Source organism: Mycolicibacterium iranicum (genome assembly GCF_002101705.1).
In the GTDB taxonomy this organism is placed as follows: domain Bacteria; phylum Actinomycetota; class Actinomycetes; order Mycobacteriales; family Mycobacteriaceae; genus Mycobacterium; species Mycobacterium iranicum.
Genome location: NZ_LQPC01000022.1, coordinates 1 through 26,007 on the forward strand (window position 1 = coordinate 1; position 26,007 = coordinate 26,007).

The window sequence follows — 26,007 nt, forward strand, 5'->3', positions numbered from 1 at the left end:
GCCCGGTGCCCTGGTGGTCGGCTGGAACAGCGGCCACACCGCGGTGACCCTGCCCGACGGCATGCCCGGGGGCGGAGGCGGGATCGGGGCGCCGATCGGCGGCGGAGGCAGCGGACCGCCGGGCGGCAGCGGGGCTTCCTGGCCCGCCAGGACAATGGGAGCGCCCGGTGGGGGCGGCGGGAGCTGGTTGATGGGCGGTGCGAGCAGCGGGTCCGGCACGGGAGGGACGTTGGCGGGCATCGGCAGGAACATGTGGTTGGTGAACTGGTCCTGGTAGGCGCCGCCGCCACCGACCTTGACGCCGCCCCCCTCGCCTGAGGACACCGGCGTGCCGTCGGGCAGGGTCACCGCGGTGTGGCCGCTGTTCCAGCCGACCACCAGGGCACCGGGCTGCGTGCCGTACTGGAAGCCGCGCGCGAGGAGCTCGCTTTCGATGTTTCCGGTGTGGAACCTGTCGCCGTAGACCGGCCTTCCCGTCGCGGCGTTGGTCACCCACGACACGAGACCGGAGCAGTCTGTGCCGGCGGGAGAATCACCGCCGGCCACGTATGGGGTGCCCGACACCTGATTGACAAGCGTCAAGAGCGTTGCGATAGCAAACATGCGGCCGGACATTAACAGAGGGTCTCTAAATCAGCCAAAATCTGTGATGGCGGGCACAATCCGCGCTGCGACTTCAGATTGATCACGAAAAGCGTTCCGCGAAGCCACTATTGGCTAATGCCTATGGATAACACTTGCAAATCGTCAAAATTGTTTTCTAGCAGCATGTTTCGACTTGATCCGAACCGTTGACGGGCGCGCGAAAACGCGAAGAAAGCTGCATGAGAAGCCTTTGCCGGCAGCGAAGCGACACCGCCCCAACACACTGCCTAGTGATGGGCAAGAAGGAGGGGAATCCGTTGTTCGGCGGACGTCAGAGATCCGTGCTGCCCTACCAGCGAAGATTCGACCGGTTCGACGGTCTTGCGCAGCATCCCCGCCGAGCCTGTCGCGGCGGCCACGACGTCCCCGATCCGCAAGCGCACATCGGCGGTCACGTGTTCGCCGAACCACCCCGACTCGATCGCCTCGTCACCCGTCACCACCCACGCGCGATCGCCCAGCGTCGCGCGCCAGGCGGCCAGCACGTCCTCGCGCGCACCCTCGCGAACGTAGACGTGGCGTGCCCTCACTTCGCCGCCGATCGCCTCGGTACCGGCCGCGAGGTCCTCGCTGGCGTCCAGGTCGACCACGTTCGTGTCGAGCGCGACCATGCCGTGGTCGGCGACCACGGCGAGGAGCCCACCGGCAGGCAGACCCTCGACGATCGACTCCACGAGCTTGTCGACCTGTCTCAGCTGCAGCCGCCACGCCTCCGAACCGGGGCCGTGCAGGTGACCTACCAGGTCGAGGTCAGCGTGGTAGCCGTAGCAGAAGCCCTTGTCGCCGACGACGGAGCGGATGGTGGCCGCCAGATCGCCCATCGTGTGCACGCCGACAAAAGTGCCACCTCGCAGCGCCGCCCTCGTCAGCCCTGAGCCGGCGAACTGCGCGCCGGAGATGACACTGACGGCGACGCCGGCTGACGACGCCCTCTCGAACACCGTCGGTCTGGGCTGCACAGTCTCCGGTATCGCGCGGTCCCGCAGATCGTCGCCCCACGGATGCGGCCGCCACCGCAGCGCGTTGATCACCCCGACGTCGGGCAGTCGGAAGGTCATGCCGACCATGCCGTGTTCCCCGGACCGGCACCCGGTACCGACCGCGGCCAGTCCGGCCGCTGTCGTGGCCGGGAATCCGACCTGCAAGGTGGCGCTACGCATCCCCGCGAGCACCGGGGCATCGTCGGCGTATGAGTCCAGCAGTTCTGCGCCCAGCCCATCGACGAGAAGCACGCAGGCACCCGCGACGTCGTAGGGCAGCGGAATGCGTGCCTCGAAGCCCCCCACTCCCATGGCGGCAAGCACCGACGGCGCCACGTCGGCCAGGTGCGGTACGGCCTGATCGGGCCTGGGGAGCGGTTCCACGTCAGAAATGGGGAAGCCGGACCACCTGCACGAAGAACTCGTCGATCTGCCGGACAGCGTTCATGAACTGGTCGAGGTCGACCGGCTTCGTGACATAGGCGTTGGCGTGCAGCTTGTAGCTCCGCAGGATGTCTTCTTCGGCCGAGGACGTGGTGAGCACGACCACCGGGATGTGGCTGAGCCCAGCGTCGGACTTGATCTGCTCGAGCAGTTGCCGACCGTCGTACTTCGGGAGATTGAGATCGAGCAGAATCAGGTCCGGCGTGGGCGCACCCTCGAAACGTCCGCGCTTGTAGAGGAAGTCAAGCCCCTCTTCACCGTCGTGGGCGACGTGCAGGGTGTTCTTGATCTTGTTGTGCTCGAACGCTTCCCGCGTGATCAACTCGTCCCCGGGGTCATCCTCGATGAGCAGAACGTCGATGGCGCGTTCAGCCGGTGTCATGATCGTGATCCTTCCTCAGATGTTGTCCGCGCGGTGTCATCCGCCGTGACCGGCAGCGTGAACCGGAAGCGGGTGCCCGCCGTGTACGTCGTGTCGATCCAGATGTTTCCACCGTGGTGCTCGACGATCTTTTTGCACAGCGCCAGGCCGATCCCGGTTCCCGTGTAGGCATCACGCCCGTGCAGACGCTGGAAAATGATGAACACCTTATCGGCGAATTCGGGGGCGATTCCGATCCCGTTGTCGGTCAACGAAAAAGACCAACTCTGTTCGTCGGTATCGCTGCTGGGCACGCAGTCGATGACGATCCGCGGTTGGACACCGTCGCGCCGGAACTTCACCGCGTTGCCGATCAGGTTCTGCCACAACATCACCAGTAGCGTCGGGTCGCCCTTGACGGCGGGCAGCCCGTCGGCCGGTCGCTCGATCACCGCACCCGACTCCTCCACAGCGGTAGCGAGGTTTCCGAGCGCGTTGTCGAGGGCATCGTCGAGGTCGACTTCGGTTTCGGTCGCATTCAGCCGGCCCACCCGGGAGAAGGTGAGCAGATCGTTGATGAGCACCTGCATACGCTTGGCGCCGTCGACGGCGAAGCCGATGTACTCGACGCCGCGTTCGTCGAGCTTGTCGCCGTAGCGCTTTTCGATGAGCTGGCAGAACGAAGCGACTTTGCGCAGCGGCTCCTGCAGGTCGTGGGAGGCGACGTAGGCGAACTGTTCCAGCTCGGCGTTGGAGCGGCGCAGCTCTTCGGCGTGGGCGTCGAGCGACTCCGTCGCGGCCCGGGACGCGTCGAGTTCCTCGACGATGCGCTGACGCATGTACTCGACGTCGTTGGCGATCCCACGAATGTCCTTGGGTCCCTGGGCGACGATGCGTTCGGCGAAGCTCCCCTCGGCGATGCGTCGGCACGATGCGGCCAGGGCGGCCAGGGGACGGACCAACGCGCGTCGCGTCAGCAGGGCCAAGATGACGATCGTCACCGCGAACGAGATGAGCATCGAGACCAGCAGACCGTTTCGCCAGCCGCGAATCTGGTCGAGTTCGACGATGCCGTCGTTCCTGGCCGCCGCCAGATGTTCGTTCTGGGTGTCGAAAAGCATTCGCAAACGGTCGAATTCACGCTTGCCGAGGCCAGCGGTGTCGACCGCCTGGGGGCTCCCCTCCCGAACGCTGGCGATGAGCGGTTCGGCGTAGTTCTCGCGCCACGTCCCCGAGGCCTGTTCGATTCGGTCCAGGTCTTCCAGCAGGTCAGGACGGTTCTGCTCCAGGATCCTGATGTCGGCCGACGCCTGCTGTTCGGTCAAGCGGCCCTCGTCATACGGGGCGAGGAATTGGGGATCGGCGGTGATGAGGTATCCGCGCACCGCGGTCTCCTGATCCCGCAACGCCGCCTGCAGCTGATAGGCAGATACCCTCGCCGGCTGGATGTTCTCGATCAACTGGGTCGACACCTGGTCGGTGCGATTGAGTAGGACCGCGACGGCGACCCCGCCGATCAGAACCACCAATCCCATCACTGACAGCACGACGTACTGCCAGCCCTGCACGGTCAGGCTGGCCGCCGCGTCGCGGCGCCGCCGTTGCGGAGCGGTCACGAGGTCCGTTCTACCCGGACGACGGCGATGTCGTCGCTGATGCCGCCGTGGGACGCGGCGCGCTCCTCGACGGCATTGATGAGCGCATCGACGAACGCACGGCCCGGGAGGTGCGCCAGCGAACGAGCCAATTCGAGCAGGCCGTCTTCGCCGAGCCGTTCGTTGCCACGGCCGATGTGTCCCTCGAAGAGGCCGTCGGTGAGCAGCACCAGCCCTTTGCCCTTGGGGAGCTCGACCTGCTGCGGCACCCAGTCGCGGCCGTGCAGGCCTAACGCGGGTCCTCCGGGCGGTTCGACCCACTCCACCGTTCCGCCACCGTGCAGCAGCATTCCCGGATGCCCGGCACGCACCGCGGTGATCATGGAACCGGTCGGTGGAATCCTCAGGCTCAGGACGGTGGCGAAGATGCCTCTGCCTGCACGCTCGGCACGCAGGATCCGCTCCAGCTGATTCATCCGGTCGGCGCCCTGCAGCCCCGCGAGAGTCAGGGCCCGCCACGCGATGCGCAGCGCCACCCCGAGCGCGGCTTCGTCGGGTCCGTGCCCCGCGACGTCGCCGATCATCACATGCACGGTGCGGTCGGGCGTCTGCACGAAGTCGTAGAAGTCGCCGCCGAGCAGAGCGTTCTCCCGGCTGGGACGGTACTGGCTGACGATCTCGACGCCCGGGTCGTCCAGCAGCAGAGGCGAGGGGAGCAGGCCGCGTTCGAGCCGGGCGTTCTCGCGCGCCCGCAACTGGCTGGCGTGTAGGTCGACGGCGGTCAACTCGGCGCGCTTTCGCTCGATCGCATACAGCACGGCCCGGCGCAGCACCTCGGGGTCGACGCGATCCTTGACGAGGTAGTCCTGCGCTCCGGCAGAGACCGCCGACACTCCGACGTGCTCATCGTTGAGACCCGTGAGGACAACGACGGGGATCGTCGCGTCCTGTTTGCCGATCCGGTTCAGGCCGTCGATTCCGTCGGTGTCGTGCAGATGCAGGTCGAGCAGGATGCAGTCGGGGCGGGCTATCGCGATCTCCTGCTCGGCCCTGGCCATCGATTCGGCCCATACCACGTCGATGCTGAGGCCGGCGTCGGCGATCAGCTCTTCGACGAGTATCGCGTCGGCGCGGTCGTCTTCCACCAGGAGCAGCGACAACGCCTCGCCGTCATTCGGGGCAAACATGATCCCCGGCATCTTTGCAGGCGCGCGCGCACTGCGCGGGCCAATATGTTCGATCGACAATTCTGAGGAGAATACCTGGGCCCCATCCGACTTGGACAACACCTCGCACGGCGTTGCGAGCGGCCCGCTGGGACGGGCGCTGGTAATCTGCGACCGGTCGCCGGTTCCGACGGGGCGCCACTCGGTTTTCCGAGGGGGAGGCCGTGGCCGCCCTGCCGTGGACGTTGGTTCCTTCAGGGATCGGCCTGTCACTTGCCGACAACGATGCCGCCTGGAAGCCGATCGAAATCTTGACGAAATGAGTGGTGTGCGCAACGGAGAGATCCGAGCCCTGTCGGGCCTGCGCATCGTGGCCGCGCTGTGGGTCGTGCTCTTCCACTTCCGTCCGATCGTCGCCGAGGCCGCACCCGGGTTCAGCGAGGCGTTGGCACCGGTTCTCAACGCCGGGGCACAGGGCGTCGATCTGTTCTTCATCCTGAGTGGCTTCGTCCTGACGTGGAATTATCTCGACCGGATGGGCGGCGGCTGGAACACCAGGGACACGCTGCGCTTTTTGTGGCTGCGGCTGGCGCGGGTGTGGCCGGTGTACCTGGTGACGATGCACCTGGCCGCGGCCTTTGCGATCTTCACGCTGTACGTCGGCGCGTTCCCGCTGCCGCCGCCGGTCATCGAATCGCTGAACGCGCTGAGCTGGCTCAAGCAGTTCTTCCTCGTGCAGCTGTGGTTCCAGCCGTACTTCGACGGGTCGAGCTGGAACGGGCCCGCCTGGTCGATCAGCGCGGAGTGGTTGGCCTACCTGTTGTTCGGCGGGCTGGTGCTGGTCATCTTCCGGATCGCTGCGGCAACGCGCGCACGTGGCCTTTTCTGGCTCGCGATCGCGGCGGCGATGGCCCCGACATTGCTGCTGCTTGCACACGGCGTCTTCTACACGCCGTGGAGTTGGCTGCCACGCATCGTCATGCAGTTCACCGCCGGCGCGCTGGCCTGCGCGGCGGTCCGCAAGCTGGTGCTCTCCGACCGTGCCAGGAAGTCGGCCGGAGTGGTGTCGCTGCTCCTCGGCGCCGCGATTGTGGGCGGGCTCTACCTCCTCGACACATGGCCGCCAGGAGAGATGATCGATGCAGGCGGTCTCGTCGACGTGCTCTTCGTCCCGCTGGTCATCACGCTGTCGGTGGGCGCGGGCACACTGCCCGCGCTGCTGTCGACGCGGGTGATGGTGTACCTCGGGCATATCTCCTTCGGCCTCTACATGGTCCACGAGATCGTGCACACGGCGTGGAACTGGGCCGTGCTGCAATTCTCGATCGATCTGACGCCGAGCTGGTGGTCCAAGATCGTCGTCCTGGGCCTCATCCTGTTCGCGGGGTTCGCGGCGGCGCTGCTGTATCACGTGGTCGAAGAACCGGCGCGGCGCTGGATGAGGCGCATGATCGAACCCGGGAAGCCGCGCGCCTCCGAGCCCACAGAGGCGCCCGCCGGTAGGCTGCAATCCGTCGCTGCCCGCGCCGGCTGACGGTCACCGGCATGCGGCGAGTCGTCGGGGCAATAAGAGTCCACCAACCCTAGGCTGGTGAAGTGAGTCGCCTTCTGACAGTTGTGCTTTCCCTCGCGGTGCTCTTCGGTACCGCGTATGCGCCGGTACCTGAACCTCAACAGCGAGAGGTGCGTTACACCGACTTCGCGCGGAATCGCGTTGCCGTGATCGGCGATTCCTATACCGCGGGAAGCGACGAGGGCGGTAACGGTCCGGAGGGCTGGACGCCGCGCGTGTGGAGGGATCTCACCGAGCACGGGATCGCCGTGTCGCCGACGGTTGCCGCCGAAGGTGGCGCCGGATACTGCACCCGCGGCAATCGTGGCGGGGTCTTCGAAGATCTCACCGTCCGCGCCGTCAAACCCGACGATGTGCTCGTGGTGTTCTTCGGGTCGCGCAACGACATGCAGGTGGAGCCCACCAGGCTGTCGGTCGCGATGTACGGCACACTGCGGCTGGCCCGCCAGATCGCTCGCTCCGCCGAGCTGCTCGTCATCGGTCCGCCGTGGCCCACCGCCGATCCGCCGCCAGAGGTCCTCAGGATTCGCGATGTGCTCAGCTATCAGGCGGACCTGGCCGGCGCCACGTTCGTCGATCCGATCGCCGCCCGCTGGTTCGCCGGCAGGCCCGAGCTGATCGGCAAGGACGGTGTCCACCCCACCGACGCGGGACACGCGTATATGGCGGAGAGGATTGCGCCGCTGATCAGTTCCAAGCTGCACCCCTTCTGAGCCAATCTCTGACGATTCGCGGCGATCCGGGTCCTGACACTCCGACGTTTCGCAGCGAAAGTGCGAGTGGATGTCTGCATTACGTTCCACCGTGATTCAGCGGGCCCGTCACGCCGCGACCGCCTGTTGAGACGAAAATTCGCTTAAACGCTGCGTAAGCTCGATCGCACAGAAAAGGGGGCACCCAGCCGAATTTCTCTGGCTGAGCGCCCCCTCTCTGCGGGCTGCCGAGCGAGTTTCTCTAGTCGAGGTCGTACCGGTCGGCGTTCATCACCTTGGTCCACGCGGCGACGAAGTCCTTGACGAACTTCTCCTTCGCGTCGTCCTCGGCGTACACCTCGGCCAACGCGCGCAGCTGCGAGTTCGACCCGAACAGCAGATCGACCCGGCTGGCCGTGTACCTGTCCGCGCCGGTGGCGCGATCCTTGCCGACGTAGGTGCCGTCGTCAGCCGAAGACGGTCCCCACTTGGTCGACATGTCGAGCAGATTGACGAAGAAGTCGTTGGTCAACTGTCCCGGCTTGTCGGTGAGCACGCCGAGCTTGGTGCCACCGTAGTTGGTGTCGAGCACTCGAAGGCCGCCGATGAGCACCGTCATCTCCGGTGCGGTCAGATTCAGCAGGTTGGCCCGATCGATGAGCTCGTACTCCGCCGGCAGCGGCAGACCTTTGCCGACGTAGTTGCGGAAGCCGTCGGCCTTGGGCTCCAGGTACGCGAAAGAGTCGACATCGGTCTGCTCCTGGGTGGCATCGCCTCGTCCCGAGGTGAAGGGCACCTCGACGTCGAATCCGGCTGCCTTGATCGCCTTTTCGAGGCCCACAACGCCGCCGAGGACGACAAGGTCGGCGAAGGACACCGCAACACCGGCCGAGCTCTGGATCGCTTCCAGCTTGGCAATCACCTGGGTCAGCTCATCGGTCTCGTTGGCTTCCCAGCCGAGCTGTGGCTGCAACCGGATCCGGCCGCCGTTGGCGCCACCACGCATGTCGCTGTGGCGGTAGGACGAGGCCGACTTCCATGCGGTCGAAACCAGTTGGGACACAGTCAGACCAGAATCGGCGATCGCACTCTTGAGCGTCGCCACGTCGGCGTCCGACAGCGGCGCGCCCGCCGGGACGATGTCCTGCCAGAGCCAGGTCTGCTGGGGCACCAGCGGCCCGAGGTAGCGGGCCACCGGGCCCATGTCGCGGTGCAGCAGCTTGAACCAGGCCTTGGCGAACTCCTCGGCGAGTTCTTCGGGATGGTCCAGCCAGCGCCGGGTGATCTTCTCGAAGCCCGGATCCATCCGCATCGTCAGGTCGGTGGTCAGCATGCTGGGATGTGTCTTGCCCTCACCCTGTGCCATCGGCACCGAGTTGGCCCAGCCGCCGTCCTTGGGCTTCCACTGGTAGGCCCCTGACGGGCTCTTCGTCAGCTCCCACTCGTTGCCGTACAGGATCTCGAGGAAGCTGTTGTCCCACTTGGTCGGAGTGTGCGTCCAGGTCACCTCGAGGCCGCTGCTGACGGTCTCGTTGCCGACACCGGAATTCGCCCAGCCCAGGCCCTGCATCTCCAGCGCGGCAGCCTCGGGCTCGGGACCGTTCTCGACCTCGGTGCCACCGTGCGCCTTACCGAACGTGTGCCCGCCGACGATCAGCGCCGCGGTCTCCACGTCGTTCATCGCCATCCGGCCGAACGTCTCGCGAATGTCGGTGGCTGCGGCAAGCGGGTCCGGAACACCCTCGGGGCCTTCGGGATTGACGTAGATCAGGCCCATGTGGCTGGCGCCAAGCGGATTCTCCAGCTTGGTGCGGTCGCCGTTGGCGCCCGCGTAGCGCTCCTGGGAACCGAGCCATTCGTGCTCGGCGCCCCAGTAGACGTCTTCCTCGGGCTCCCAGTAGTCGGGACGGCCGAAGGCGAAGCCCGCGGTCTTGAAGCCCATGTGCTCCAGCGCGCGGTTGCCGGCGAACACCAGCAAGTCCGACCAGGAAAGCTTCTTGCCGTACTTCTTCTTGACCGGCCACAGCAGGCGGCGGGCCTTGTCCAGGCTGACGTTGTCGGGCCAGCTGTTCAACGGCGCAAAGCGCTGCATGCCCTTTCCGCCGCCGCCGCGGCCGTCGGCCACCCGATAGGTGCCTGCAGCGTGCCAGGTCATCCGGATGAAGAAGGGCCCGTAGTGCCCGAAGTCGGCGGGCCACCAGTCCTGCGAATTCGTCATCACCGCGTCGACGTCGGCGCTCAGCGCGTCGACATCGAGGGTCTGAACGGCCTCGCGATAGTCGAAGTCGGGATCGAGCGGGTTGATGGCTTCCGGATCCTTCTGCAGGATCTTCAGATTCACCGCATTGGGCCACCAGTCGCGGTTGCTTCCCCCCTCGACGGGAGGCTTGATCACCATCGGACACTGGGCCTCGGTGGGCTCGGTCTGCGCCTCACCGATGGGGGGACTTGTCTCGGGCACTGCGTTTCCTTCCGTGAATGGTGCGTTGGGCTGTGATCACGGTTGTGATCGCGAAATCTCCTCGGTGCAACACTGCGGGCAAAGCCCCCAGTACACGACCTCCGCCTCGTCGACGACGAAACCGTCGAGGCTGCCGACGGGGTCGAACGGGACGAGACAGGGCGCCTCACCGACTGCGCAGTCGACGTCGGCGATGACGCCACAGGACCGGCACACCACGTGGTGGTGGTTGTCACCGACCCGGGATTCGTAGCGGGCCACCGATCCTGACGGCTGGATCTTGCGGACGAGTCCGACGGTGGTCAGGGCTGCCAGCACGTCGTAGACGGCCTGCCGCGACACGTCGGGTAGCGCGGAGCGCACGGCACCGAAGATCGTGTCCGTGTCGGCGTGGGGGTGCGCGGAGACCGCCTCGAGGACTGCGAGCCTCGGGCGGGTCACGCGCAGATCTGCATCGCGCAGAAGCTCCGCGTAGTCCGAAGTCACATGAGATGTTCTACGCCGGTTTCTGGACTGAGTCAAGAAACTAACCGGCCCGCTTATCGTGCCCTGATACGGTGCCCGGGTGATCCGAAATGTGGTTCTCGCAAAGCTTAAGACCGGTCATGACGCCGCCGAGATCGGGCGTATTCAGGACGGTCTGCGTCATCTGAATGTCCCGGGAACGATCCGGTACACCGTCGGCACGGACGCCGGCCTGCGAGAGGGCAACTGGGACTTCGTCATCGTGGCGGACTTCGAGGATGCCGCCGCCTACCGCGCCTACGACGAGGACGTCGCACACAACGAATTGCGCGCCCGACTCGCGCCATTCGTCGACCAGATCGCCCGCGCGCAGCTTGAGATTCCCACGAGTTGAGCGTGCGTCCTCACCGCGCACCGGTCGCGGTGGTGAGGACAAGTTAACGCATTCGGAAACCTGCGCTCAGCCGGGCGTTACGGGAGGCGCCCACTCTCTCGGGATGAGCCTCTTCGATCAGATCGGTGGGCCCTCCGCCGTCACGGCGGCTGTCGATGATTTCTGCCGGAGGCTGATCTCCGATCCCGCGCTGACACCATACTTCGACGGCGTCGACATGAGACAGCTCAAGGCACATCAGCGTTCGTTCATCGCCGCGGCCATCGGTGACCCTGAGCCCCATCTCGGGCGATCGATGCGAGAAAGCCATGCGCAGTTGAAGATTCAGGCCGCACACTTCGACAGGGTGGTTGATCACCTGGTTGAGACGCTCAGCGATCTCGCAGTGAGCGGTGCCATCATCGACCAGATCGGCATCAATCTGGCCCCGCTCAAAGTCGAGGTCGTGGCGCCGGACACGACGGCGCAAGCCAGCTGAGCATTACAACCGCCGGGAGTAGCGCTGGACAAATCTGCGCAGAATCTCCATGGGATAGGTGACCTGACGTTGGCGCGCAGCGTCTTTCAAAGATTCGGCGGTTTCCGGCGCGAAATACCCGTGGTTCTTGTACACGTCGATGCGGGTGCAGACCCCGTCGAGGTCGAGCTCGGGATGAAACTGCGTCGCATACACGTTGGCGCCGACCCGGAACGCCTGCACTGGACAGGCGGCAGAGGTGGCCAGGCTGACGACACCGGCGGGTAGCAGAGATGCCGCCTCCTTGTGACCGCCGAACGCGTCGAAAGTGTCGGGAAGACCCGCGAACAGCGGGTCCCGGCGGCCCTCGTCGGTCAGATCGACGGTCACCCCGCCGACCGGCTCGCTGTGCGACCGGTCGATCACGGCCCCCACAGCCGTCCCCAGCGTGCCGACGCCGTAACAACATCCCAGGAACGGGAAGTCCTCGGCGATGACGTCGGCGAGCAGCGCAGCCAGCTCAGCCTCGACGCGGCGCTGCGTCGGCGTCTTGCTCTCGGGGTCGTCACTGACCGTGTACGGCCCACCCCCGAGGACGATCCCCGACCACTGCCTCAGATCGATGTCACCGAGCTCGCGGTGCGTCAACCGAATCCTGCGCATGCCGGCCTCGTCGAGCCCGCCGAATCGCCTCACCGCCCGGTACTCGTCGTCGGCTGCTTCGTCCTCACCACGGATGGACAACAGCAGAAAAGGGGCGTCGGCCACGGCGTAAGACTAGCGACGGGCTAACTTTGTCCGACAGTGAGAACGCTCATCGAATTCGACGACGCCCCGGTGTTCGCCGTCCCGACCGCCGACGGCACCCGGGAGGGCGTGCTGCTCGACGGTCCGCAGGGCTGGGGTGAGTTCAGTCCGCCCGCCGGAGCCGACGACGTGCTGGCAGCGCGCTGGCTGACCGCGGCCATGGAACCAAGCACAGTGGGCTGGCCCGACGCGGTCAGGGGCCGAGTGCCGGTAGCTGACGCCGCGACGCGCGCCGTCGTCATCGTGCGCGACGTCGACGACGCGGTCGCCCAGGTGCGACGGGTCGAGTCAGTATCGGAGATCGTCGAACTGGTCTGCCGGAACCCGGCCGACGTACGCTCGGTCCGCAAGCGCGTCGACGTGCCGATCGCCGTCGACCTAACGGTGCTCGCGGCGGATCCGGAATGTGCCGATGTCGCAGTCTTGCGGTGCGGCGAACTCGGGGGAGTACGACGCGCTCTGCGCCGCTTCGAGAAGCTCGGCCTCCCTGCCATGGTGAACTTCACCGGGACCACGAGCATCGGCGTGGCCGCGGACATCGCACTGGCAGCAGCACTGCCGGACCTTCCGTTCGCCTGTGGCCCCGTTCCCGGCTGGCTCGGTGAGTCCGACATCGTCTCGGCCACGCGCTCGCTGGTGCCCGCGGACGGATTCCTTCCCGCGGCGCCAATGCCGGCCGCTCCCAGTCCCGAACGGCTCGAACGCTTCCGGGTCACCGACCCCGCGCGCGTCGACCACTGGCGCACAATCCTGAACCGGGCAGCCGCACTCATCTAGTCGCGATCGGGACACCTCGACGCGTTCCGCAAACAAGAGCAGGCCTTTGCCAACTTCGAAACCACCACCTCCCGCGGAGTCGTTGCCTTTGCAACGGGAGACGGTTGCGCGCCCAATGCGCCCGTGCAGACCGCGCCCTATCGTGGCAAGCAGTAACACTTGCTTGCAGAAGGAGTGAGACCGCGTCAATTACGTCCTAGCAGTGCAGATCACCACATCGAATTTGAGTTATCAAGAAGTCCTCGACATTTCGCTGCCCGCACCAACGCACCCAAAGGTCTCCGATACTGCAATCAATTGCAGTCAAAAGCTCGTGCGTCAGCGGCTTCACCAAGTTGCGTACCGAAATTCTCGAAGTTTGCCACAACGCTTCCAATCAGCTTCGATCCGCGGATTATCGACGGCGGGGTGCCTACACAAGGGTGTGAGGAGGGACGAGTGGCGGCGATCCTGGTGGACACGGAAGACCCTCGCAAAGCCAAGGAGGTGTTCACCGACACCTACGCACTGCAGGTTTCCCCGCTCGATTGCGGACAAGCCGACTTCCACGGTCGGTTACAGCGCTCGCAGGTTGGTTCACTCACCATCGACGACGTTGTCATCGGTGCCGATATCGGCTTTCAACGTCGTCCGTCCGACCGCATACTGCTGACCCGAATTCACTCGGGGGTCATGCAAGCCGCCCAGGGCGACTCCTCGTCCGATGTCTTCACCGAAGGGGACGTGGCAGCCCTAGGAGCCGTCAGCAATCATCCCGTGACGGGGGCGAGTTGGGGTCGCGCACAGCACTACACGGTGGTGTCTATCGACCGGAGCGTCCTCGACGCCGCGGCGTGGTCGCCGGCGAAAGGGCTGCAGCGGGTGGAACTACTAGGGCAGGCACCTGTTTCAGAAGAAGCCGGACGCCGGATGGTCAAGGCCATCGATTACGCAACCGCACTGGCAGTCGCCGATCCAGCGGCAACCACTGACCCTCTCGTGGCCAGCTCGCTGCAGCGACACCTCGCCGCGATGGTGTTGACGACGTTTCCACTCAAGGGAATACACGAGGCCCACAACCGCGAGGAGACGCCGCCGCCCCTCGCCGAAGCGATCGCCTACATCGAGCAACACGTCGACGCTGACGTCACCCTCACGTCTGTCGCCAAAGCCGTTCACACCTCGACGCGCTCACTACAGCTGATGTTTCGCAAGCACTACGGCTGCACCCCCATGCAGCACCTCCGCGACCTGCGGATGCAGCGCGCACACGCCGACCTGGTTGCCGCCGATCCGTACTCCACTTCGGTGTCGGCGGTGTCGATGCGGTGGGGGTTCGGCCATTCCGGCCGTTTCGCCGTGCGCTACCGCGAGCGCTTCGGCGAGAGCCCCTCGACCACGCTGCAGCGTTCACCGGACGCTGACCGGCGCGAAGACTCAGAGGCCGACCAGACGCTGACGTAGCATCGCCGGAAAATCGGTTGCACCGCCATACCCGAGCGGCGTTGACTGGTGGCATGCACCTGTCAAGAGCACAGTGGGATCGGTTGCGGCAGAACGCTATTGGTGGCGCGTTCGGCCGCGACCGAGATGTGACGGCCGCGCGGCGTCAGTCCTGCTTGCTGATCAGGCGGATCAAAGCCTCCCGGTCGGGGGCCAGGAGCTCGTCGATCCGCGGCTGGTTGACGTCGGCGACGATGATCTCGCCGACCTCCTGATAAACGTCGCTGAAGATGCCGTGCGCCTTCATCTTGTCGGTCTGATAGATGTTGTCCTCGGTCGGCGTCACGTAGTAGACAATCTCGGCCTTGAAGCGGTGGATCAGCCACAGATGGATGATGTCCATCAGCCGTTTCTGTCGCAGGTGCTCGGCGAACGTGTTCTGGTCTCGGATCGTCAGGATGCTGCGTCCGTGCCGATCCTTGATCGGGTCGACAACGACGTTGGCCAGTGGCGCCGCGCCCTCTTCGGCACCGTCGCTGAGTATCTGCAGATCCAGGATGTCCGAACCGGCTCGACGCGGGCGTAGCTGTACACGCAGCCGCTCGGACAGCTGGTAGTGCTCGCCCCACAGCGCCAGCCATTCCTCCAGCAGCTTCTTGGGCACCTCGGTCTGTACCAGGTGCTGATGCTGGGTCGAGCCCTTGCCCATCGATTTGGTCGTCGCCGTGCGGCCCGACGAAGCAGCGAGCGCGGCATCGCTGCGTGGCCCGCCGACGAGGGTTTGCGGTGTGCGGTAAGGAGATTCGACGAGTCGCATCTTGCGTTGCAGTCGGGCCAGCGCCAGCATGCCTTCCTGGCGAAGCGAGGTCGCGAACTCCTCGGACGCCACACCATCGACCTGATGCCCGCCGTAGGTGATGAAGTTGAAGACGAAGCCCAGCTTGCCGATCTCCTCCGGGAATGCCCGCATCTGCTCGTCGGACATCCCGGTCGTGTCCCAGTTGAACGACGGCGACAGGTTGTAGGCCAGCATCTTGTCCGGATAGACGGCGTGGATGGCGTCGGCGAATTCCTTCGCATCGGCCAGGTCCGCGGTCTTGGTCTCCATCCAGAGGATGTCGGCGAACGGCGCCGCCGCCAAAGATTTGGCGATCGCGTAGGGGATGCCGCCACGCACCTGGTAGTAGCCCTCGGGGGTCTTCACCCGCTCGCAATCCCAGGCGACGTCCGCACCGAGCTCCTTGGCCTTCTCCCGCGCGGTGTAGAGAGGTGCCCGCTCGGCAAAGGTGCGCCACTCCGCCACGCTCATCACGGCCGGCTCTCCTTCGCGCTCACGGAATTCCAGCAGCTCTGCGACGGCCTCGCCGTAGGTGTTGAGGCCGGCGTCGTCCTGCCACGCCTCGACGAACCGCGACTCCACGGTGTCGAAGGCGGCGTCGAGGGACGCTTCGGTGCCGTCCTGCCACGCCGCTGCGGTCTGGTCGATCAGCGCCAGCACGCCCTGCCGCTCCAGCCACGCCTCGGCGTTCGCGTACTCCCCGTCCGGCAGGGCGTAAAGCAGGTGTCCGTTCAGCTCGGTGACGCCCTTGTCGTAGAAACGGCGCACCATCGCCAGGAAACACGACTTGTAGGACGGGATCTTCAGGTTGGTGGCACCGAGCAGGAAGGGCTGATCGCGCTCGTCGGCCTTGCTGTCGATCAGGTTGGCCGCCTCGGCATCGGTCCTCGCGACAATGATGCCGGGCACCCGCATGATGTCGAGCTGGAAGCGCGCAGTGTTGAGGCGCTTGATCTGCTCGTCGGAGGGCACCAACACCTTGCCGCCCTGATGTCCGCATTTCTTGGTGCCCGGGCGCTGGTCCTCGATGTGATAGCCGGGAACGCCGTTCTCGACAAAACGCCGGATCAGGTTGCGCACGTGCGGATCACCGCCGTGGCCGGTGTCGGCGTCGGCGATGATGAACGGGCGGTAGTCGTATTCGGGGGTCGTCTTCCTCTGCTCGTCGGTCATTTGCAACCGCAGGTATTGCTGGTTGCGGTCTGCGGTCAACAGAGCACGCACGATGCCCGCCGCCTCTTCGGGCACCTGGCTCAGCGGATAGCTCGCGAGGTCGGGGCCCGGGTCCTCGCTGATGGATCCCTTCGCCGACGTCGCCCACCCGCCCAGGTAGATGCCCTCGATCCCCATTCGCTTCATCACCACGGCTTGGCCGGGAGAGTAGGGACCGAACGTCGTGATGCTCTTGCCGTTGGCGAACAGCTCACGCAGATGCGGATAGAACGCGGTCGCCGCCTCGCGGGCAACCGGATAGTCGGCGGGAATGGTGCCGCGCTGCTCGGCGACCTGCCGCGCCGTGTACAGCCGGATGATGCCTTCGAAGCGGGGGCTGTCGAAGTAGCTTTGCGTCTCGGCGACATCGCGCTCGAAGGGTGTCTGCGGCTGGAGGTCAGCCTCGATGATGGCCATAACCCACCCTACGACCGCCGACGGGCTCCTCGGGGTTACTTGGGCAGTTGGGAGCTATTTCGTACCGAAGATCCGATCACCCACATCACCGAGGCCGGGCAGGATGTATCCGCGATCGTCGAGCTCGCGATCGACGGCCGCCGTGTAGATCGGCACCTCCGGATGTGCCTCCGTCATCGCTGCGACGCCTTCCGGGCACGTGAGCAGGCAGACGAACTTGATCGACTTCGGGCCATATTCCCGAAGGCGTTCCACGGCGGCGATCGCGGAGTTGCCGGTAGCCAGAAGCGGATCCACCACGATCAGATCGCGCTCGTGTAGATCTCCGGGCATTTTGAAGTAATACTCCACCGCGATAAGGGTTTTCGGATCGCGATACAGACCGATGTGGCCCACTCGCGCCGACGGGACCACCTCGAGCATGCCGTCGAGAATGCCGGTGCCGGCACGCAGAATCGAGATGAAGACCAGCTTCTTGCCGTCGATCGCGTGACCCGCCGTGCGTTCCAGTGGCGTCTCGACCTCCACCTCGTGTAACGCGACATCGCGCAGCACCTCGTAGGCCATCATTGCCGACACCTCACGCACCAGTCGCCTGAAGCTGTTGGTGGACGCTTCTTTCCGGCGCATGAGGGTGAGCTTGTGCTGCACCAGCGGATGATCCACGACGTGCAGCGCCACTAGAACACCGTCCCATCACTGTCGACCATCAGCGGCGGAAGGCCGTTTCGTAGACGCTGCGCCGAAGCGCGCCCCGCCGCCCAGGTGCCACCTTCGAGAACACACGCCAGAGGCATCCGCTGGGCGTCGACACCGAGCACGCTGCGCACCAGCGGCGCCAACTCGTCGAGCAGTGCCACCGTCAACGCCCGCCACTCGACCACCAGCTCGTGCCCGGGCTGCCACCTCTGGCGTAAAGCCGCACTATCGCGCAGCTCCAGCACGCCGCCATCGAGGAGCAGCCCCCCGTTGCGATACTCCGGCAATCCCGTCAGTGCATCCACCTCCAGTACGTCGACTCCGGCCCATTCGAACGGCTCGATCAACGAGTACGTCAGCCACTGTGTCAGCTTGTGAAACGGCATCCAGCCCGCGGCGAGCCCAGGCCCCTGAACCGCATCGTGTCGCCAGCAGTCGCCGAGTGCGAAGTCTCCGATAGTGTTGCGCGACAACCAGATCGAGGACAGGGAGGACAACAGACCCATAAGGATGTCGTGTGCGTGTACCTCACCGGAGGTCGCCAGCGCATCGAACAGACCGCCGGGTCTGCCGTGCTCGCCGAACCGGTCGGGCTGGGCTGACAGCGCATCGCCGAGCCTGCGCATCAAGGCCAGTCGGCCCCCCAAACCCACCAGCGGGTTGTCGGGCGTGACCTGAAATATCTCGGCGAGCCTCGCCTCGGTCAACGCACGCAGACCATTCGCGTCGACCTGCAGTGGCCGGGAGGGGTCGCTCGAAAACGCTCCCGAGAGGAAGCCGTGCCACGTCGCTATCCCCAGTCCCTCGGAGCGGCTGTACCGAGAGGTCGATCCGCCCCGCGTCTCGTGGTATCCCCAGTCGGCTCCTGCGCCGGCGTCCAGCAACACGCTCACCACCGTGAGGTCGATCATCGCCCGCGCCCGCTCCTGCGCCCCGGCGCCGTCAAGCAATAGGTCAAGGTCAGCCTTACGGTCGACCCCGCCGACTTCGAAATGCCGCCACCGGCTGTGATAGGGAATGTCGAGATCCGGGAACCGTTCGCGCGTCAGAGCGGCGACCTCCTCAGCGACGCTGCCGAGTGCGGCGTCGTCGACGGTGAACCAGCGCGATTCGCCGCCGCGCGCACGCTCCAACAACTGCGCAGACCGCTGCCGCACCGCAGCCGTCGTCCGCAGGGCTGCTGCTGCCTCCTGCTCTTCGCGCATCCGCTCATCGGCTGCCTTCTGCTCTTCGCGCAAGCGCTCATCGGCTGCCTTCATAACCCCCGGCCCTTGGCCTTCTTCAACTCCTCGACATCGGGCACCGCGCCTGGCGTGTAGTACCCGGCCGCCGTCTTCGCGTCGATCTCGACCTGGGCGTCGGCCGGGATCAGCTCGTCGGGAATCGAAACCCGTTCGCCGACCTCAATTCCCGACCCGGTGATGGCGTCATACTTCATGTTGCTCATCGACACCAGGCGGTGGATCTTGCGGATGCCGAGCCAGTGCAGAACATCAGGCATCAACTCCTGGAACCGCATGTCCTGAACGCCTGCCACACATTCGGTGCGGGCGAAGTACTGGTCGGCTGTGTCTCCGCCGACCTGGCGTTTGCGTGCGTTGTAGACGAGAAACTTTGTCACCTCGCCCAGAGCCCGGCCCTCCTTGCGCGAGTAGGCGACCAGGCCGACGCCGCCGCGCTGGGCACCCTGAATGCACTCCTCGATGGCGTGGGTCAGATACGGGCGGCACGTGCAGATGTCGGAGCCGAACACGTCGGACCCATTGCATTCGTCGTGCACTCGTGCCGTCAACTCGACGGATGGGTCGGCGAGAGCGCGTGGGTCACCGAAGATATAGATGGTCTGCCCTCCGATGGGGGGAAGGAAGACGTCGAGATCCGAGCGCGTCACCAGTTCGGGGTACATGCCGCCTGTTTCTTCGAAAAGGACTCGGCGCAAATCGGTCTCGCTGCAGCCGAATCGCTGCGCAACACCCGGCAGATACCAGACCGGCTCGATAGCCGCTTTCGTCACCTGCGCCGCCCCCGTCGGCAGCAGCACCCGCCCGTCGGGGGTCAACCGGGCCTTCGCGATAGCGTCGTGGACCTCGGGCAGGATCACCTGCGCCTTCGTGACGGCAATGGTCGGGCGGATGTCGAGACCGGCGGCGATCTGGCCGGCGAACACGTCGGCGACCATGGCGCCCCACGGATCCAGGCTGACGATCGTCTCCAGGTCCGTCCACTGCGGGTGTGGGCCGATGATGTCGGTCGGCGAGGTGTTGGTGAGATCGGCGCGGTGCTCCCGCGAGAGCTTGCCCGCCGCGACGGCGAGGGCGCGATAGACCCCGTAGGCGCCGCTGTGGGTACCGACGACGTTGCGGTGCGCGCGCGTGGTGGTGGTTCCGACAACCGGTCCGCGCTCCTGCGCGCTCGGCGCACCCCAACGAAGGCCGGGTGCGTCGCTGCCTCCGCTGTGCGACGTCAATCTGATGTGCCCGCCAGAGGATCTACCGGGTGGTGACGCGTCGCCGGGAGACATCGACCTCCTCGCTACTGCTCGCTCGTCGGGAATCCGCAAGCATAGTCAGTGCGAGACCTCGACGCCTGGGCTCCGCGCCTCGGGGAGCACAGGCGTTCGGCGCGATCGATCACTCACACGGGCCAGGACTCCTGACGGTAGGCCGCGTCGAAAAACATCCACTCATAGCGTGACGTCGTGACGAAATGAGCCCGGGCAGCCGATTCGTCGGCCGCGGCGAGCTCGGGGCCGATGCGGTCGGCCAGGGCAAGAACCTCGCTGACGGTGGCGGCGAACTCGTCGCCGCCGTAGCTGTCGATCCAGCGCTGGTAGCGCGCGTCGGTCGACCCTCGGGTCAGGAGCTCGGCCCCTACTTCGGCATAGATCCAGTAGCAGGGGAGTACCGCGGCCAGACCGTCGGCGAAGCTTCCGCCATAGACGGTTGCGAGCAGATAGCTGTTGTAGGCCAACGTTGTCGGGGCCACCGGAGCCGCATCGACCGCGTCGGCCGAGAGGCCGAGTGCGGGCAGAAGCTCACCGTGCAGCGACAACTCGACATCGAACACCTCCGCGGCATGCCGGGAGAACATCGCGGTGTCGGCCAGCGTGGGCGCCTTCGCCGCAACGCCGGCAAGAGCGCGGGAGTAGGTGCGCAGGTAGTGCACGTCCTGGGCGACGTAGCCGGCGAACACGTCCGCAGGGAGGCTGCCGTCGGTGAGGCCGCCGATGAACGGGTGGTCCAGGATCGCGTCGTAGATCGGGGTGATCTGCAACCACAGCGACGCCGTCCAGGTGCCGGGTTCGTTGCGGCCGATGCGCGGCGCCACGGGCATGTGGGTATTCCTTCCAGCGATGAGTTTCAGGCGGCCGGTCGGTCGATACCGATGTCGGAAACGATCTGCAACCGAACGAACCTGCCGGAGGGTGACTGTAATGAGTGATTCGACAGCGCTGCCGCCTGTGGTCGATGCGACGACCTGGCGGGCGGCTCTTGACGAGCTCCGCAAGCGCGAGAAGGCCGCGACCCGTGAACTCGACGCGATCGCCGCGCAGCGGAGGCGACTGCCCATGGTTGAAATGCCGGACTACACGCTGATCGGCGCCAACGGGCCCATCCGGTTGGCCGACATCTTCGACGGCCGTTCGCAGCTGATCGTCTACAACCACATGTGGGACAACGGCGCGGAGTGGCAGTGCGGCGGATGCACCGGTTACACCTCGCAATTCACCCGGCTGGAGTTCCTTGACAACTACGACGCGAAATTCGTGATCGTCACCTCGGGCCCCATCGATGAAGCACTCGCCTACCGGGACAGGGTCGGCAACAAGATGGAGTGGTATTCGTCGTCGGAGAGTCCGTTCGCGGCCGATGTGGACGCTGCGCCGGGAACCGGATTCGGGGTCAACGTGTTCTTGCGAGACGGCGAGAACGTCTACCGGACGTGGCACACGAACGGTCGGGGCACCGAACAGCTCAGCCACACGTTCGCGTTGATCGACCTCCTTCCGTGGGGCCGTCAGGAGGAGTGGCAGGACTCACCTGACGGCTGGCCCAAGAGTCCGACGTATTCGAAGTGGCTGGACGCTCCAGACGTCGCGCGACTGTACGGCCCCTAACCCCGCCGCGACGGCACGCGGCGCACTTGGCAGACTGTGGCCATGGCACAGATAACGTTGCGTGGAAACCCGATCAACACCGTTGGTGAGCTGCCCGCCGTCGGATCCGCGGCGCCCGGATTCACACTGACAGGCACCGATCTCGGCACGATCTCCGACGAGCAGTTCCGCGGCAAGCCCCTGCTGCTCAACATCTTTCCGTCGGTAGACACGCCTGTTTGCTCTGCCAGCGTGCGCAAGTTCAACGAAGCCGCAGCGTCCAACGGCGTCACGGTGCTCAACGTCTCCAACGATCTGCCGTTCGCGCAGAAGCGTTTTTGCGGAGCCGAGGGCATCGAGAACGTGACATCGGGTTCGGGCTTCCGAGACAGCTTCGGCGACGATTTCGGAATCAAGATCGTCGACGGTCCGATGGCCGGACTGCTCGGTCGCGCGGTGGTCGTGGTGGACGCCGACGGCAAGGTCGCCTACACCGAACTGGTGCCTGAGATCGGCCAAGAGCCCGACTACGACGCCGCACTGGCCGCGATCGGTTCGTGACGCGCGACACACCCTAGAGGGCGACGCGCCGGTATAGGTCACTGTTCGATTCCGGTACCGCATCTCCTTGATTCAGCGTCCTGCGACGACGGAATTACACCCTTGTAGGTGGTGTAGAAGTGGTCATAGTGACTGTTGTTAATCAATGAGTCCAGTGTCGATCAAAGGCGCTGGCTTGCGGAAAGCGGGAAGTGCAATGCGACGCGTCTTGGTCTTGGTCATCGGTCTCGCCCTCTTGCTGGCGACGCCGGGCTTGGCGACGGCTCAACCCACGCGGTCGGCGGCCAACCAGAAGGCGGTCGAGGCCGTCATCGCACGGGCGCTCTCTCAGCGCGGCGTTCCGTTCGCCTACGGCGGCGGCGGCGCGTCGGGACCCAGCAAGGGGACCGTCGCGGTGCCCGACGCTGACCCTGCCATTCCCGACCAGGCGGAGGTCGATGCCCAGTCACTGGACGTGACACCGGGCCTCAACCTCCCGAGCGTCACCCCCAATGCGACGGTGCCGGCACTTCCCGGCGCAACGGCACCCGCCCCGCGCAGGGAAGTTGTCGGATTCGATGCGTCGGGTCTGATGGTCTACGCCTACGCCGGCGTCGGGGTGAAGCTGCCGCGTTCCTCGGGTGAGATGTACAAGGTCGGCCAGAAGGTCATGCCGTCCTTGGCACTGCCGGGTGACCTCATCTTCTACGGCCCCGAGGGCACGCAGAGTGTTGCGCTGTTCGTTGGCAACGGGCAGATGGTGGAGACGACCGACGCCGGCGTCGCCGTGTCGCCGGTCCGCACCAAGGACATGACCCCCTACCTGGTGCGCATCATTGCCTGATGCCCCGCCTCCGGCGCCGGCCTCCTGCCGGGCCTCGTGGGCGCTGGCGCGCGTGACAGGCCAGCGTGGCGCGGGGCCGCGTCATCGAGCAGACCATCGGCCGAACCCGACGCGAAAGCGATTCGTGCACAAGAGCTTTGACACGCTCTGTCGAATGCCCTTTTTGTACCGTTCACCTCATTGACAGCAAACGGAATACTTCGTTCAGCAGGAATCGGCCAGCTGACCACCATGGGTTCGCTGGATGGACAAAGTAACCCCGCCCGCCTGCGGCGCGATACTGCCACGAAGACCGCGTCGCAGTGACCCGTCATTGCGGAGGTCTGCGAGTACGGCCTGGCGCTGCCCACGAATCTGCCGTAAATATTGTGGGATTTACGGGTGTCGATTAATCTCATCTGGCCTGGATCACCCACTCTCCAGCGTTGCTGGAAGTCCCACGTAAGGATTTCACGTGCGCGGAATACTCGCTGCGACCGGCGCTGCAACAGTTGCTGCAGCAAGCATCGCGGCTCCCACGCCGTACACGCTCGCAGCAAATGTGCTTACCGTCACGGGCTACACGTTCGGCGGCAAGATCGACTGGGAGATGGACGAGATCTTTCGTGGGTCCTTCTGCTCAGAGGCATCGGGTAACTCCTGCACCTCGGTCGACTACAACTCCGGGGTTTCCGAAGGCGCCGAGGAGGATGGGCTGAGGGCCCTGCGAGCCGCATTCGGCGTGACCGCGCCGCCAACGGTGGTCGTCGGCTTTTCACAGGGCGCGACGATCGCCACGCACTGGCTCCAGGAGACCGCGGGTAGCGCAGACGCGCCCGCCCCTGAGGACCTGTCGTTCGTGCTGGCCGCAAATCCGAAGCGCAAGTACGGCGGCGTCCGCAGCGGCTTCGCCGAGCCCACGCCACACACCGAATACGACGTGGTCGACATCGCCATCGAGTACGACGGTGCCGCCGACTTCCCGACCGACCCGCGCAACCTGCTCGCGCTCGCCAACGCGTTGGCCGGATTCGCCTACTTTCACATCCCCGGCTACAACAACATCGACCTCGAGACCGCCGACAAGCTGGTGTGGAAGGAGGGAAACACCACCTACGTGCTGATCCGGCGCGAGAACCTTCCGCTACTGGAGCCGCTGCGCATGCTGGGCCTCGACGAGCTCGCCGATGCTCTCAACGGCCCGCTGAAAGAGGCGATCGACGAGGCCTACGATCGCGACTATCCGGGTCTCATCGATCCGGAAAGGCATGACGAAGTGCTGGGTGAGGTGTTGCCCGGCGGCGCGACCGCTGACATCGAGCGCACCGCGGTGAGATACCTCTCGCGCACGTTCGCTACGGCAACGCCGGACGACGCGCACGACGAGCGGGAAGCCGAGGCGGCCTCCGCCCTTTCGCCGAGTGACCTCGGCCAGGGCACGGTCGATGAGGACGGAGACGAGGACGAGGCGCCCGACACAACGTCGGCCACGCCGGACTCCGGTGACGACGAAGCCGCGGAGCCGGACTCCGATGACGACGAAGCCGCGGAGCCGGACGACGAAGCCGATGAGCCGGATGCCGCCGCGGACGACGACGAGCGCGGTGCCGGGGTCGCGGAATCGACCCGTGATGCCCGGAAGTCCACGAAATCCGCGGGCTCCCGAGCCGACACCGACACCCAGACCGAGTCGGAATCCGACGCGGACGGCGACTCCGGCGCTTCGACCGAATAGCCGATCCTCACAACGCAGGCATGGCGCCTGCGACGGTGAACATCAGCACCAGGGCCGGCAGCAGGTTCGTGACCTGATGGGCGGCGATGCTGGCCGACAGGTTGTCGGTGTACAAGCGCGCCAACCCGATCGGGATCGCCACTACCAGTAGCAGCGGGGTTCTGGTCAGTTCGAGATGGGCGATCGAGAACACGACGGTGGTGACCCCGAACGCGACCCACCGTCCCCAGCGTTGGTCCACCGCATCCCACAGCAGACCGCGGTAGAGGATCTCCTCGCAGACCGGCGCAACGATCGCGATGAGCACGAACACCGCGACGGCCCAACCCCAGGCTCCTCGCGTTGCGCCGAATACCTCGCCCGCGGCGGAATTGGCGCCCTCCCCGACGATCTGGGTCCACAGCAGCGATGCCGGGATCGTCACGAAAAGACCCGCGACCCCAAAGATCACGCCGAGTCCCGCTGCACGCCAGGACCATTGGAGACGCAGATCGATTCGCGGCCCATTGCCGCGCAGGTGTGTGATGACGATCGCCAGCGCAGCCGCCAGAACGCTCGGCACGCCGACGACCAAGAGGAGCACCGAAACGTGCGCGGGATCCGAGGCGGCGAACGGAAGCGCCACAAGCACCGAGGTGAGCAGGTAGATCGCCTCGACGAGGACGAAGGCGCCCAATCCCCAACGGTGGCGGCGAGTTTGCCGCGGATGAACGACCACAGCAGAACGCTAGCGCTAGCTGACGTTGATGAAGGGGCTGAGTACGTCCTTGACGAATTGCGCGACGTTGATCGACGGGTTGTTGTCGGGGAAACTCACGGTCGCCAAGATGTTGCCGCCGGCGTCGGCAAAATTCCCGTCAGCACGGTCCTGATGCGACGACGACGTCACCAGGATGATCCCTGATGCGTCCGCCTGCTTGGCCAACGGCACCGAGAAGGCCGCGTTCTGCACGGTGCTGTTGGCCCGGTCCTCGACGATGATTCGCTCTTCGGGGATGCCGTAGAGGCGCAGCATCTTGCGCATCTGACCGGCCTCGGTGTTGCCGTTGCGCGGGTTGCCGCCCGTGACGATGATCGGCGACTGCGGGAACATATGGCCGACGGCCATTCCAGCCAGCACACGAGTGTGCAGGATGAGCCGCATGGTGCCGTTGGGCTTGAGTCCGTAGCCGAGGATGACGATGGCGGGCTTGGAGAAGTCCTTGGCCACGATGGGCGGCGCCGCGTGCGCCGTGCCCCCGGTCATGCCGCCGGCGACGACCGCGAGAGCCATCGCCAGGGCGGCGATCACCGCCCTACTTCGGGCCGCCGCACGGCGCAGCGCCACTACAGACCGATGAGTCATCAACCGGTTCATCGCCGTGCGAGCCGAAGTCATTACGGTCCGGTCTCGAAGAGCCAACGATGC

General features: G+C 65.7%; 25 protein-coding genes. 10 read left to right on the forward strand and 15 right to left on the reverse strand.

Annotated elements, in window-relative coordinates:
• The 5 genes from AWC12_RS31520 to AWC12_RS07135 form a co-directional block, all read right to left on the reverse strand.
• Positions 1–603, reverse strand: a 603-nt coding sequence (locus AWC12_RS31520) for an NlpC/P60 family protein (protein WP_110808591.1), incomplete at its 3' end; no start/stop codon positions are given.
• Between the two features lie 269 nt (positions 604–872).
• Positions 873–2,009: an alkaline phosphatase family protein gene (locus AWC12_RS07120; RefSeq protein ID WP_085173251.1), complete on the reverse strand. Its 1,137-nt coding sequence runs from the start codon at positions 2,007–2,009 to the stop codon at positions 873–875.
• Between the two features lies 1 nt (position 2,010).
• Entirely contained in the window at positions 2,011–2,451 is a 441-nt protein-coding gene (locus AWC12_RS07125) for a response regulator (protein WP_085173253.1), read from the reverse strand.
• Complete coding sequence (locus AWC12_RS07130; RefSeq protein ID WP_081659879.1) at positions 2,448–3,965, reverse strand: sensor histidine kinase; 1,518 nt, start codon at positions 3,963–3,965, stop codon at positions 2,448–2,450. Before AWC12_RS07130 ends, AWC12_RS07125 begins: the two co-directional genes overlap by 4 nt.
• 77 nt (positions 3,966–4,042) lie before the next feature.
• Positions 4,043–5,212, reverse strand: coding sequence for a PP2C family protein-serine/threonine phosphatase (locus tag AWC12_RS07135; protein WP_024444262.1), 1,170 nt, complete (start codon positions 5,210–5,212; stop codon positions 4,043–4,045).
• Between the two features lie 298 nt (positions 5,213–5,510).
• Between AWC12_RS07135 and AWC12_RS07140 the strand changes: the two genes are divergently transcribed.
• Positions 5,511–6,725 carry an acyltransferase family protein gene (locus AWC12_RS07140; protein ID WP_085173255.1) on the forward strand — a complete coding sequence of 405 codons (1,215 nt, stop codon included), beginning with the start codon at positions 5,511–5,513 and terminating at the stop codon, positions 6,723–6,725.
• Positions 6,726–6,787: 62 nt separating this feature from the next.
• A complete protein-coding gene (locus AWC12_RS07145) occupies positions 6,788–7,477 on the forward strand; it encodes an Rv0518 family GDSL lipase (protein ID WP_024444260.1) in 690 nt (229 codons plus the stop codon).
• Positions 7,478–7,718: 241 nt separating this feature from the next.
• Here the strand turns inward: AWC12_RS07145 and katG are convergent, their stop codons facing one another.
• On the reverse strand, positions 7,719–9,917 hold the full coding sequence (katG, locus tag AWC12_RS07150) for a catalase/peroxidase HPI (RefSeq protein WP_085173257.1): 2,199 nt from the start codon (positions 9,915–9,917) through the stop codon (positions 7,719–7,721).
• 36 nt (positions 9,918–9,953) lie between these two features.
• Positions 9,954–10,403: a Fur family transcriptional regulator gene (locus tag AWC12_RS07155; protein WP_024444258.1), complete on the reverse strand. Its 450-nt coding sequence runs from the start codon at positions 10,401–10,403 to the stop codon at positions 9,954–9,956.
• Between the two features lie 79 nt (positions 10,404–10,482).
• On the opposite strand from AWC12_RS07155, the gene AWC12_RS07160 reads away from it, so the two are divergent.
• Both AWC12_RS07160 and AWC12_RS07165 read left to right on the forward strand, forming a co-directional pair.
• On the forward strand, positions 10,483–10,776 hold the full coding sequence (locus tag AWC12_RS07160; RefSeq protein ID WP_024444257.1) for a Dabb family protein: 294 nt from the start codon (positions 10,483–10,485) through the stop codon (positions 10,774–10,776).
• Positions 10,777–10,879: 103 nt separating this feature from the next.
• The gene (locus AWC12_RS07165) at positions 10,880–11,254 is read left to right on the forward strand and encodes a group I truncated hemoglobin (RefSeq protein WP_024444256.1); all 375 of its coding nucleotides are present in this window, start codon (positions 10,880–10,882) and stop codon (positions 11,252–11,254) included.
• A 3-nt stretch (positions 11,255–11,257) separates the two neighbouring features.
• On the opposite strand, the gene AWC12_RS07170 is transcribed toward AWC12_RS07165, so the two are convergent.
• Positions 11,258–12,001, reverse strand: a complete 744-nt coding sequence (locus tag AWC12_RS07170) for a glutamine amidotransferase (RefSeq protein WP_024444255.1) — start codon at positions 11,999–12,001, stop codon at positions 11,258–11,260.
• A 36-nt stretch (positions 12,002–12,037) separates the two neighbouring features.
• Here AWC12_RS07170 and AWC12_RS07175 point away from each other — a divergent pair, with 36 nt between their 5' ends.
• Together AWC12_RS07175 and AWC12_RS07180 are read left to right on the forward strand one after the other, a co-directional pair.
• The gene (locus AWC12_RS07175) at positions 12,038–12,817 is read left to right on the forward strand and encodes an O-succinylbenzoate-CoA synthase (RefSeq protein WP_085173258.1); all 780 of its coding nucleotides are present in this window, start codon (positions 12,038–12,040) and stop codon (positions 12,815–12,817) included.
• 438 nt (positions 12,818–13,255) lie between these two features.
• Positions 13,256–14,260: a helix-turn-helix transcriptional regulator gene (locus AWC12_RS07180; protein WP_165762778.1), complete on the forward strand. Its 1,005-nt coding sequence runs from the start codon at positions 13,256–13,258 to the stop codon at positions 14,258–14,260.
• Between the two features lie 145 nt (positions 14,261–14,405).
• Here AWC12_RS07180 and aceA read toward each other — a convergent pair whose 3' ends face one another.
• The 5 genes from aceA to tenA all read right to left on the reverse strand — a co-directional run bounded on the left by aceA (position 14,406) and on the right by tenA (position 20,738).
• Entirely contained in the window at positions 14,406–16,706 is a 2,301-nt protein-coding gene (aceA, locus tag AWC12_RS07185; protein WP_085173263.1) for an isocitrate lyase ICL2, read from the reverse strand.
• Positions 16,707–16,760: 54 nt separating this feature from the next.
• Positions 16,761–17,387, reverse strand: coding sequence for a uracil phosphoribosyltransferase (gene upp / locus AWC12_RS07190; RefSeq protein WP_268787600.1), 627 nt, complete (start codon positions 17,385–17,387; stop codon positions 16,761–16,763).
• Positions 17,387–18,610, reverse strand: coding sequence for a DUF1688 family protein (locus AWC12_RS07195; protein ID WP_085173308.1), 1,224 nt, complete (start codon positions 18,608–18,610; stop codon positions 17,387–17,389). The genes upp and AWC12_RS07195 overlap by 1 nt, the downstream gene beginning before the upstream one ends.
• A 50-nt stretch (positions 18,611–18,660) precedes the next feature.
• The gene (locus AWC12_RS07200) at positions 18,661–19,926 is read right to left on the reverse strand and encodes a GTP cyclohydrolase II (protein WP_024444249.1); all 1,266 of its coding nucleotides are present in this window, start codon (positions 19,924–19,926) and stop codon (positions 18,661–18,663) included.
• Between the two features lie 113 nt (positions 19,927–20,039).
• Positions 20,040–20,738: a thiaminase II gene (gene tenA, locus AWC12_RS07205; protein ID WP_024444248.1), complete on the reverse strand. Its 699-nt coding sequence runs from the start codon at positions 20,736–20,738 to the stop codon at positions 20,040–20,042.
• A 100-nt stretch (positions 20,739–20,838) separates the two neighbouring features.
• On the opposite strand from tenA, the gene AWC12_RS07210 reads away from it, so the two are divergent.
• The 4 genes from AWC12_RS07210 to AWC12_RS07225 all read left to right on the forward strand — a co-directional run bounded on the left by AWC12_RS07210 (position 20,839) and on the right by AWC12_RS07225 (position 24,599).
• Positions 20,839–21,522, forward strand: a complete 684-nt coding sequence (locus AWC12_RS07210; protein ID WP_085173265.1) for a DUF899 domain-containing protein — start codon at positions 20,839–20,841, stop codon at positions 21,520–21,522.
• Positions 21,523–21,564: 42 nt separating this feature from the next.
• Complete coding sequence (gene tpx / locus AWC12_RS07215; RefSeq protein WP_024444246.1) at positions 21,565–22,062, forward strand: thiol peroxidase; 498 nt, start codon at positions 21,565–21,567, stop codon at positions 22,060–22,062.
• 196 nt (positions 22,063–22,258) lie between these two features.
• On the forward strand, positions 22,259–22,885 hold the full coding sequence (gene ripD / locus AWC12_RS07220; protein WP_085173267.1) for an NlpC/P60 family peptidoglycan-binding protein RipD: 627 nt from the start codon (positions 22,259–22,261) through the stop codon (positions 22,883–22,885).
• Positions 22,886–23,339: 454 nt separating this feature from the next.
• The gene (locus AWC12_RS07225; RefSeq protein WP_085173269.1) at positions 23,340–24,599 is read left to right on the forward strand and encodes a PE-PPE domain-containing protein; all 1,260 of its coding nucleotides are present in this window, start codon (positions 23,340–23,342) and stop codon (positions 24,597–24,599) included.
• A 7-nt stretch (positions 24,600–24,606) separates the two neighbouring features.
• On the opposite strand, the gene AWC12_RS07230 is transcribed toward AWC12_RS07225, so the two are convergent.
• Both AWC12_RS07230 and AWC12_RS07235 read right to left on the reverse strand, forming a co-directional pair.
• A complete protein-coding gene (locus AWC12_RS07230) occupies positions 24,607–25,317 on the reverse strand; it encodes a CPBP family intramembrane glutamic endopeptidase (protein ID WP_085173272.1) in 711 nt (236 codons plus the stop codon).
• Positions 25,318–25,332: 15 nt separating this feature from the next.
• Positions 25,333–25,944 carry a YdcF family protein gene (locus tag AWC12_RS07235; protein ID WP_085173310.1) on the reverse strand — a complete coding sequence of 204 codons (612 nt, stop codon included), beginning with the start codon at positions 25,942–25,944 and terminating at the stop codon, positions 25,333–25,335.
• Between the last annotated feature and the right edge of the window lie 63 nt (positions 25,945–26,007).